Genomic DNA, 10548 nt, shown 5'->3' with positions numbered 1-10548 from the left:
GTGTCACTCCGCCTCCTAACTTTACAAAATGTACAGTCTACAGCGTCTGGGATGATAAACCACTCAGGTTTTCTTTCCCAGGCGCAATGGGGACAGCCTGCCAAAGGTGTGATAAAAACCCCATAAATCTGCGTCTTTCTACCACGGATGCCCTCACCTGCCTCGCCGTTCCCCCGTCGAACCCTGTCTATGTATAGAAAGCCGGAGTGCTGTTCACAGTGGCGGCGACGAGGACAACCTACCGTCGGTTGCTCGGTTGGCCTATGCTCACCTTGTCTCACCCTCCACCATATCCTCTATTCTAGTATCGGATGACGAAGGGAACCGGGTCGATGACGGAAGTCGAGAGTCCAATGCCTCCAGAGCCTGCGCCCCTTCTTCGGGATTTAATTGAGGCGATCCCCGGGGTCGGTATCCGCAGGACTCTCTCGCGAACGAGGCTTGGACGCAGGCGGCGGCTTTACCGTTCGGACCTGAGAGGCTTCGTCTATGGTGCCCGTAACCAGGCTATCGCTGTGTGATGACAACTCTGCAAACACAACCGCGTCCCACAGAAGTTAAGGGAAAGAGGCTGGAACCCCGCCGCTTCCGACCAAGGCTGAGTTTCGGGTTTCAGCAAGATCTACTTGCGCTGGCACAAGATCTTGAGGGGCGATCGCTGGAAGACCGCGTTAGTCGGATCCGTTCGAGTATCGACACTGCCGAGACCCATCGCTCGATACTCCGTGAACGAGGGGTCCCTCCAGACAGCCTTGGTCCGACAATGGTGTTTCTAGCCAGCTTGCGGGTTCTCCGGGACCTCACACTTCAGGGGTGGATAGCCGGTGCCGATTGTGACGGAATATTCATTCTACCGCCATCTATCACATCGAAGGGTGCCGATCCCTCCGAAGTCAAGAAAAGCCTGCGTAACTCCTTTCAGTTCGTGCTAGCAGACCAACTGCTCACCCCTTCAGTGGAGGCCTTCGTCCGACGGATGGAGGCACGCGGGATCGCAGCGGTCTTTGCGGACGGGCCCGAACTCGCCTCTCGGCTGGAGAGAGCGAAGCGTGATGGCAACGCAAACCAGGTGATGCGACCCGTGCTCGAACTGGTGGATGTGAACGCCCGGGATAGGGTGACCGGGCTACGTCTCCAAGAAATCTGGCGGTATGCCCGGCTCCAATGGTCGATTCCCTACCAGCAGACCCCGGGGCGGAATCTCCGCTATCTGATTCGGGATGAGCTAGGGCCGAACCGGCCCATCATCGGAATCGCTGGACTCGGCAATGCAGTTTTAGGTCTGAGCCAGCGGGACACCGCACTCGGATGGTCCGTCAGTGCGCTAACCAAACGGCTCGATAACTCAACTCCGACGGACCAGCGTGACCTGGCTCGACACTTGGTGGCCTTCGCTCGCGCGGAGGTCAAACGCGTCTACTCTCGCGATCTTGAGTGGGCTGAACTCCCCACTACCAAAAGAATCCAATACCTTGAACAAGTGGAGGCGGCTTCTGACGACGCCCGTAAGGTTGCACTTGCCGAGGCTGGGGATGAACGGACTACCGAATATAAGATGATCCGTCGAGCCCACAACCTTGTGCAAAGCGGGAAGGCCGATGAGGTCGATTGGGTAGAGATTGCTGAGACACATCTATACCGGAGGAAGCGTGCTGCGCACCTTGCCGACACTCTTCGTGCCATCAACGCATTCGAGCGGGGGCGAATTGAACATGAACCGCTGGCGTTACGAGCGCTACTGGCCACAGAGGAGGGTCGGCGGGCCGTCGAAATAGTGTTCCGGAGGATCAAACAGCAGGCAATCGCCGAGAACATTATGGAAATAACGACTTGCGGCGCCGTTGCACCTTATCAAAAAGTACTCGGTGGAAAGTTGGTCGCGATGCTCATGGCCTCGCCACAGATCGTCGCCGACTTTGGCAAGCGTTACAGAGGAAGAGTGAGTCTGATTGCTTCCGGCATGGCTGGTCGGGCAATCGTCCGGACACCCGCTCTGTCGTTGTTAACTACCTCTAGCCTCTATGCGTTTGGCTCCGCCCAATACAACAGAATTCGCATTCCTGGCGACATCGGGACCGAAGAGGCGCCTGGCGACATTCGATACCGGCGAGTGGGTAAGACTGACAGCTATGGCACGGTACAGTTCGCCTCCGACACCACAGCCTCCCTGGCTGCCGCCGCGCGACTTGCCAATAACAAGCGCCGCTTGGTTAACCATCTCTTCGGCGAAGGGATGTCACCTAAGTTACGTTCGTTGCGGCTCGGATTCGAAGCGCTTGGGCTTTCGCCCGACGAGTACCTCAAGCATCATTCCCCCCGATTGCTGTACACGGTGCCGCTGGTATCAAACACCGACGATATAATGCTCGGCCTCAGTCGTACGCCTCGCTATGTCCTGCCGCCATCAGGGGGATCATCTACGACCGATGCCATCGCGAAGTTCTGGTTCGAGCGGTGGTGCAAACCACGCTTGGATCGTCCGGAAACGATTAACCGAGTTCGGACCGTTCGCCGTGACGACCACCTTCTGTCCCGGGTGGTTAGTGACTTCCGGCTCTCGGACTACTCAACGTCGGAAGATTCAGGCGATACCGACGAAACGGTGAGCTCTGACTCAAAGCGGTTCTTTAACAGCGACGAATCTATTAGCTTCGTCGAGAAGCTCTATCGACACAGTAATAGCTTCGCTGACCGCTTATCCGACGAGGAACTGGACTGGATCCACGTCGACCTCGGCCTCGACGACTTCATACTTGATGCCGTGGACGATGGTCGGCAGATCATCATTACTGGCAACCCTGGTGATGGCAAGACTTTCATCATTCAGCGGTTGCGCGCTGTGTTAAGGCGGAAGGGCGCGATGGTATTGACTGACGCCAACACATTCACTGACGCAGAGATCATTGCTGCCTGGCGAACATGCGAAGAGAAGCGACTGCCCTTTGTCCTCGCAATCAACGAGTGGCCCTTGTTCGAATTGCAGCGTACCGCTAGACAAGAAGGCTTCACACCAGTAGAAGAGGCGATTCGCCAAGTGAAGGAGGCCATCTATTACGGGGAAGCGCCTGACCCCGAGAAAGGCCGAGTGATTGTTGTCGATCTGAACCTTAGGAACGTGCTAGCAATGCCGGTGACAACGACAGCAATTCGACGCCTTACTTCCGACCGGTTCATCGATGGGCTTGATGACCTGGACCCGGCGAAGGCGAACATAGAAATGCTCCGGCATGAGCGCGTTCAAAACCGGCTAGCCACGCTGCTCGAACAGGTGAGTCGGCGAGGCCACCACACCACGATGCGCCAACTTATGGGGTATGTTGCCTATGTCATCACAGGCGGCAGAGACACCATTCATCGGCTAAGTGAACGCACCAGCACTGAGTTCGTATACGCCAATCTGGCCTTTGATGGTGGGGAAGGGCCGCTATTTGGCCATGTCCGAAAGGCATTTGACCCAGCGCGAATCACTCATCCCCGTTACGACGAGGAGTTGTGGCGGGGAACTACCCGCCCAGAAGACTGGATCAACCCATCCGACGTGCCAGCTGCGCCAGCAGCATCGCGGGAGTCTCTTCGCAAACACTTCTTTGAGGTTGCAAAGAGAAGGTTCTTCTTTGAACACGAGGCGGGTCACGAGTTGCTGGAGGTACTTCCTTACGACGAGAACGAATTCGACAGACTCCTCCATGGCGGCACCCAAGGCGACGCTCAGATCGTGCGGAGAATGGTGTTAGCGATCAATCGCTTTTTCGAGCCTGATGCAATGGATGACGACACTCAGTTGACTCTTTGGCAGTCCCACCGCTACGACGTCCAAGCACCCGCCGCTTTCGTCGCGCTTCACCGTGAGCCCTCGGATAACATGATCGTCGAGGGACCGTCACTAGCACCATGGGTTAGAAAGTGGCTTCGCCCTGAACTCCGACGAGTTACGCAGTTTGCGCTTGCTGTGCTAAGCCCCCGTGGCCAACAGCCGCGTCTCTTGGTTGACCGGGATCTCTTTCTCACCCTTCAGAGTGCGGCTGCCGGACTCGGTCGCTCAACTTGGTCCCGCAGCGTGGCTCGTAAGATAACCCGGTTGGTTGACGAAGTCCATCGCCTCCAGCAGACGCGTAAAGCTATGGTGGATCTTCAAATTCGAAATGTCGACACCAACCAAATGGTGCAAGTACGGATCCACCGCGATCCAGCGAGGTACGAACTGTGAAGGTGCCTATCTCGCCAGATCTGCTTCTTCGCCGCATTTACGACGAGGAGTTCGGCTTCCTACCCACAAACCGATCGATGAAACCGGTTCACGTCGCTAACGGGCTGGCGCGGAGGGTTATGGGGGTAACCAACGACTTCAAACCGTTGGCCCAGGTGATCCGTCAATACGTCAAGAAGCAAGCAGCCGGTTACCTTGAGGAACGCAACTCAAACGCGACCATCCTCGAAAAGTACCCCACTGTTTTTCGGGATTGGTACGGCAACCCACCAACCGATGAGCGGCTGACAGCATTCCGGGCACTTGCCAGGGATACCTTGGGCGCTGATGGCGCCGCGTTCGAGTCAGGACAGTCGTCATTCACGTTATCCCACCAAGGAATGATCACCAATGATGTTTCCGACAATGGCTCCGGAGACTTCCTGGCGAACTTGCTAACTGCAGGTGATGGGAGAGGGGTCACGGCAGATCTGCTGCGTAATCTTCTCGGCCAGGACGCCGATCCCTGGACAATGATTGCCTGGCCAATGCTCGGCGTCGGCGCAGAGTCCGAGGCAGGGCTTTCCGGTGCTGGACTCACCCGTAACGAGCGTGTGTCCGCAAACCTGTTGGCTACTACGGGTGACGGTCAAATCGCTTCCCCCACGCTTCGAGAACTGCGCCAGCGTTTTGACCTGCTGGCCTCGTACGAGGAAAGTGGGGAGAAATTAGCAACAATGCGGCGAATAGTGCTTTTCGGCTGCTTCGCAATCCACGTACACATGATCCAGCGGTGTGGCGACGTAATTCCCGATGGGCCTCGGCCGCCAATCCTCCTTGACATGTTCGATGGCCGGCGGCGTTCTCTTCGAGAAGCTTCAGCCGCGACACTTGAAGGTGGTCGACGAGCGATCGAGCAGTTGGTGGTCTTCCGTATTCGCGATTATCTGGCGAACGCTCTTAGAAGCCAGAGCCAAGTCGAGGTTTACCTCGATTCCTTAGCAGACAGGCTTGATAGCCAATATTTGATCTCCGAGTACCAGGCCCAACGTGACTCGATGGAAGCGATCCAAGCCTTGACTGAGGCCTTTTGGAAAGCTGGCTATTCAGGCGTAGGCCCCGCGTCGGTCAAAGGCTACCCTTGGAACGCGCTGCTTGCCTTGGGCCGACGCAGCGGCTATCTCTCTCCTTACGACAACCGCGGTCGCCGCGGCAGGCAGTACAAACGCTACGGAGCAAATGCCGAATTCGCAGAGATCCTCGTAGCATCAATCGTTGCTCGTGGAGAACCGAAGCAGTTCGATGAGTTCCTGGACGACTTGCGTCACTCATACGGCATCGTGGTAGGACGCCAAGTCGACTTCGATGTCGTGCGCAGGAATGATCTCCGTGTAGGCCAAGACCTTCCCCGCTCAATTTCGTGCAACGAGAATGAACTTCGTCTCAATGTGAGCCAGTTCCGGAATCTCTTGATCGACATCGGCTTTGCGAAGACCTATGCCGATGGCCGTACGATCGTAACCACCGGATGAAAGGCCGCTGCTTTGAACTCAGAGCGCCCTACAACTAAAGCAAACCGCCAGGACACTTTAACAGCAGAACTTCTAGCAGAGGCCGTACGTAATGCCAAGGGAAGCACCGGCGTACTTGTGCGGGATATCCACCTTGACCCGGCGGAAGTGTTGAGGCAGTTGCGGCTAGTGCGCGACGAAGGGCTGGAACTGCGGATCGCCTACCTGAATCCGACCGCTGCGGGAGCAGCAGACCAAGCCGGGCTTCCGGCCGAGGAGTTCGCCACATCCGTACAGCAAGCCGAGCGCTGGCGCAATCAACGGGGACTCGACGCCCTGATTGTCGTGGTATCCGAAGCCGACCAGGCCAAGCTCACCTCATTGGAAGACTTCGTATTGGTCGGACCATCGGATCTGCGTCCACTGTTGACGGAACGAGCCAAGTCACAGCTCTCCAAAATCAACGACGTGTTACCACTGTGGTGGGGCATCATCGGCTTCGATGAGCAGACATCTTTCTCCGACCTCCTCGACTACTACATAGCGCTAGACGGACTTAGTCCGGAGATCATAAAGGAAGAAGCCGCCACCCGGATTAACATGCTCGGTCTCCTGCCTGACCCTGCCTTTTTCGATGATCCTAGGGAGAAACAACTCCGCAAGCGGCTGGAGGAGAATCGGTCACTTGCCCTACGGCTGGCCAACTTCAGTGAGAATGACCGAGGGAAGGTGGACGCCGCACTCGCTGCTGAGGAGAACAATGCCCGTCGAGCGAAACTGCAACACCAGTTGCGGGTGCTGCAGAAGCACCGACGTGGAGGAGACATGGAGCTCTCAGCAGACGATGCGCGGGAGCTTCTGAAAGCCAAGACGCGAAGGCGCCGAAAGCGGAGAGGCCCCGACGACGAGAACGGAAAACCGACCCCTTTCAACCTTACGGAACTGGCAGCGGAAGCATTACTAAGACCGTCCACCCAGGACGGTGCATCTGAGGACCCCGACGACTACGACGACGCTGCTCCTCCGTCTCTGCGCAAAGCAATGGACTCCCTGACGAATGAACTCGAAGACCTTGAGGAGACGGTGAGGCCGGAGGCCATCAGTGTGACCCTGTCATCTGGAACACAGATCGATGGCGTGGTGCAGACCGACGTTCTAGCGCTTGTCGGCCGGATGGTTGATGAAACCAAGTACGGGGGTCTGGTCCGGGTGTCAGGGGGTGACATCGCCATGATGGTCCGCAATTTCCAGCAGTCAGCCGAAGTCATACAGCCTTGGAACTCGACGATGATTGCCGATTTGATCGAAGCCTTTACTCAGGCAAATCCTCAATTCGGGGCCATTCGTGAAGCCTTTGAGCGATACGACTCTGCCCGTCGCTCCCTCTTGCCAGTGGTTCAACAACTCTGTGTCGAACCATTGCTCGTCGCCGTCAGTCCTGATTCGGCACCCTTGGTTGCAAAGGTTGTCGGAGAATATCAGCACCTAGTGAAGACCATCCGGAGCCTCCACACGGCCTTGCATGAGTCCTCTGCCGAGGATGCTCGCGTGCTTCTAGAACTCGTGTTACTTGTGGACACTGTGTTCCTTAACAATGGCTCATCACTTGTCGCTCTGTTGACGCCCCTACATCCCCTCTTCCTCTGGCACTACGTTGAGTATTCCCGAGTCTTGACCGACCAACGGGATAGCCTCGAAGCGAGAGATCGCGAACTTGTATTCGCTGAACTCAAGCAACACGGCGTCCCACTGTTTCTCCCCTCCCTCGGAGCCCCTCGTCTCGTTTCTGAAACAGGCTGGAGTCTCCCGTTTGCCGGTAAATTCGGCGGTCTGCCCCTCTTCAGCCGAGAAGCGATGGCTAGTGATCCAGGTGATGGCCTTGGGCCAGTCCGCATGCTGATGGAATTGTTCATCGACATGTATCCATCATCCGCTGAAGGACTCCGAGTAGCAGTTCTCGAACCGCCGGACCCTGGCAAGATCCTCCTCGCGTGCTGCGACCTCGCGGACCAGAGAGACGCAAAGCTACGCGGTGCGCATGTAACGGTCCTGCGCTCACGTTCGGGCGTTGGCACCGAATTGGATCTATCGGCTGATGAAGAACGGCGAGTACAGAACCGCTTCGGAGATCACGAGAACCGCCGCTTTACCTTCCAAACGACCCGAGTGGTGGAGGGTAACCTCGCCCCACCGCACGGGCTTATGCCCCATCTGTACATAGCCTTCGACCGGACGGAACGTTCACATGCCCGCGCTACAGGCTACGCTGTAGGGGGACGGCAGAAGATACAGCCCCTTGCCAACCGGCGCAGGCTTTCATACCAACTGAGCAGCAACACCCTCAATCTCGAGCCCGAGCCAGGAGGGATCCTCGCAGACTACTGCAAACTAGCACAGTTGGCCATCGGTCCCGACATCCTCTCTTATCAGCGCATTCACCAGGACAGGAAACTTCGCGAGCAACTTCAGCAGGCCGCGCAGGAAGTTCCGTGGTACGTTGTAGCCGACGGTCATGTCGACCGAGACCTCGACATCGGTGCTCTACGCGTACTAACCGCCCGGGAGCGTACCCGGGATGTTGCAGCCTTCACCCGGAGCAACGACGCGTTCCGACGGAGCCTCCGTGACGTTGTCCGGCAGTTCAACACGTCGGTCGATGACAGGACTCTCGACTCCATCTTGGCTTCTCTCAGCGAGTTGCTCGATTCTGGCCTGCTTGCATTACGGCCAGGCAAGTCTGGTGACATTGTCGTTCCCCATGTCAAGGGCGTCCTCGGTTTAATGGTGGCCGTCAAGCACCTACGTGTGAACACGCCCGCCGGTCATGAGCGAATCGTCTTGAGTCTTGACAGTGAAAAAGCTCGTCGCTGGCTCCATCTCCACGATGTCAACGACAACTCGCGGTCCGATCTGCTCGTGATCGATGGTGCAGATGACCAGTTCACGGTCACGGTCGTTGAAGTCAAGGCGCGACAAGATGTTACTGCCGAGTACTCAGTGAACAACGGTATCGTGACCGGCTCCGCCATTGAACAAATGCTGTCAACTTACAGAGTTCTCCGTAGTGTCTTCGACCCTGGAACTAGAGACCAACTGCTGACGCCCTCACGGCGCGAAGTCATTCGGGAACACCTCTACTGGGAACTGTGCAAAGCCTCGTACAGTAATGCCGCACGAAAACGCTGGACCGAGTTAGCACTCAAACTCTTCGACGAAGACGCAAAAGTCGAATTGCGATGCGAACTAATCAGCGTGCGATTGGGAGTAGCGGCCACCAGTCTCGAACGCGCCCGTAACGTGCATGCACAAGTTGGGGACAAACTGATTCCCATATCGTTACGGAATCTCAACGAGGACGGCGTTCCGGAGTTGGAGGCTGCTCTTGGACCGCCTGTGTCAACTCCGGAAGGTGGGGAAGAACCCGCGGACGCAAGTCAATCCCTAGTAAGCAGCGGAAGGGGTATGCCCACTACCAAGGATGACGAGACACCAAAAATGGAGAAGTGTGACGAGAAGGCATTGGAGAAGTCTGATGACGAGGCCAGCGGGCCGCAGGAATCCGCTGCTGAAGCCTCGTCCTTAGCCCGCCCGCGCATTCCGATTGGCGTTTCATTGGGCTCCTACGGAGGGGGCCGCGAAGTCTTTTTCGATCCCCAAAGCCCCGAGGAGAAACTCAATAACCCGCACATTTCGATCACGGGGGAGACCGGGACAGGAAAGACCCAAGCAACTAAGGCAATTCTCCGAGAACTTCGCCGGATCGGTATCTCGGCCCTTGTCCTGGACTTCAAAGATGACTACGCCAAACCGGACTACGCCTCGACCGAGGGTTTCAATGTTCACGATGCATCTTTTGGAGGGCTGCCGTTCAACCCGATGGTGCCACCAATTGACAAGATAAGCGGCGGGATCAACCCTGTAGCTCACGTTCACGAACTCGCCAATATGCTCCGGCGCGTCTACGGCTTGGGCGATCAACAAGCTTTCGCTTTGCGGGAGGCAATGAAAGAAACCTATGCAATCACAGGGATTGGCACCAGGCCATTCGTCCCCGAGCCTTCACAGCACTACCTGCCGTTCGAGGCGGTCAAGGACGTGTTGGAGCGGGAGAGGGCCACAACCCTTCTAGGCCGGCTCTCCCCCATCTTTGACCTAGGCCTCTTTAGTGTGGGACACGCGTCCCTGACGCTTTCTGAACTGTTAGCGACGCCGACAGTGATCAGACTTGGCCGGTTGCCCGGCGACCAGGTAAAGAACGCCGTTGCCGAGTTCTTCCTAATGGCGCTGCACTCCTATCTCATGCTACGAGAGCAACCCCACGCCTTGCGACAGGTACTGGTGCTCGACGAAGCGTGGCGACTAGTGTCATCACCCTTCCTCATCCCCTTGATGCTCGAAGGCCGGGCATTTGGACTGGGCATCATCGTGGCTACTCAATTCCCGCGCCAGTTGCCTGAGGAAATTTCAGGCTCTACCGCCACTCGTCTCTTCTTCGGTCAGACGACAGCTGAGCAAATCCGCGACATTCAAAGGACGTTGGTAGGGAAGACGGGCGGCCCAGAAGCGGATCACATCGGACATGTCATCCGTGGACTCACACCGTTGCACTGCGTACTCCAGAATGCACACTACCGGCCATGGGTGCGGGTGAGAGTGACCCCCCATTATGAGGTGGTCGCCGACACATCAGCGAACAGTGACTGAGGGTCCGGCCAACGAATCGCTTTGGACCGATCACCGGCTATTGCCGCAGTAGATCTCAAAGAAGCCGGGCCAACTCCTCCCCTCTCGCACATGAAGCAGTTAAGCCTGGATCCACCGTTCTGGGGCGGTTGATGGGTTTGGGTGGGG

3 protein-coding genes are annotated in these 10548 nt (G+C 57.1%); all 3 read left to right on the top strand.

Annotation, left to right across the window (positions count from 1 at the left end):
• Positions 1-517 precede the first annotated feature (517 nt).
• Positions 518-4207, top strand: coding sequence for a DUF4338 domain-containing protein (locus F4X08_01600; protein MYD24497.1), 3690 nt, complete (start codon positions 518-520; stop codon positions 4205-4207).
• Positions 4208-4326: 119 nt separating this feature from the next.
• Positions 4327-5718, top strand: a complete 1392-nt coding sequence (locus F4X08_01595; GenBank protein ID MYD24496.1) for a hypothetical protein — start codon at positions 4327-4329, stop codon at positions 5716-5718.
• Between the two features lie 12 nt (positions 5719-5730).
• The gene (locus F4X08_01590; protein MYD24495.1) at positions 5731-10401 is read left to right on the top strand and encodes an ATP-binding protein; all 4671 of its coding nucleotides are present in this window, start codon (positions 5731-5733) and stop codon (positions 10399-10401) included.
• Positions 10402-10548: the final 147 nt, after the last annotated feature.

Source organism: Gemmatimonadota bacterium (genome assembly GCA_009841265.1).
Classification (GTDB): Bacteria; JAAXHH01; JAAXHH01; order JAAXHH01; family JAAXHH01; genus JAAXHH01.
Note: the sequence above shows the minus strand (reverse complement) of the source record. Positions and strands in the feature narration are given on the sequence as shown.

Bases quoted from the DNA above. Each gene is read 5' to 3' on its own strand.
- F4X08_01595 (MYD24496.1), top strand. From the start codon at position 4,327: ATGGGGGTAACCAACGACTTCAAACCGTTGGCCCAGGTGATCCGTCAA.